The following is a 593-nucleotide window of genomic DNA, read 5'->3' as shown; positions in this document are numbered from 1 at the left end:
GACCAGGTGCCGATCGCCATAGCCGTTTCGGACCTTGCCGGTGAAGAGCGCGTGGTCTACGCCAATCCGGAATTCGAGAAACTGTCAGGCCTGACAGCCGCCAGGCTCACACGAGCAAACTGGGCAGCCCTTTTGGGCAAAGGCCTCCATCAGCAAAAGGACAGGCCGCTAGCCGAGGCCGTGGTCGAGGGAACCGATTTGGTCGGCACCTTCAAGCTGGAGCGCGGAGAGGACAAACCCGCGATCGTCGACGTTTATTCGAACGTGATCGAAGACGAAAACGGCAAGGTGTGCTTCCGACTGGTGGCCCTGGTCGACGTATCCGCCCATGGCGAGGCGGGAGATGAGCGCTCGGCGGAGGAGCGTGTTAGCGAGAAAGACACACTGCTGCGCGAACTGCAGCACCGGGTGAAGAACAACCTACAGATGATCACCGCACTGATCCGGCTGGAAAGCCGCAACGCGACCGAGGCCGACCGGAGACGGTTTGAGCGGCTCGCCGGTCGCGTCGACGCTCTGGCGATCCTCTACCAGACGCTAACGGCCGACGAGCCGAAGGAGGAGGTCGACCTTGGCGTCTATCTCAGCCAGAT

At 61.9% G+C, this 593-nt stretch carries 1 protein-coding gene; it reads left to right on the top strand.

Annotation, left to right across the window (positions count from 1 at the left end):
• A partial coding sequence (locus NKJ84_RS33125; RefSeq protein ID WP_352510022.1) for a histidine kinase dimerization/phosphoacceptor domain -containing protein occupies window positions 1-593 on the top strand: 593 nt, incomplete at both ends.

The sequence above is a fragment of the Mesorhizobium sp. M0048 genome (genome assembly GCF_040323405.1).
Classification (GTDB): domain Bacteria; phylum Pseudomonadota; class Alphaproteobacteria; order Rhizobiales; family Rhizobiaceae; genus Mesorhizobium.
The sequence above is the reverse complement of the archived record's forward strand: the minus strand, read 5'-3'. Positions and strand labels throughout refer to the sequence as shown.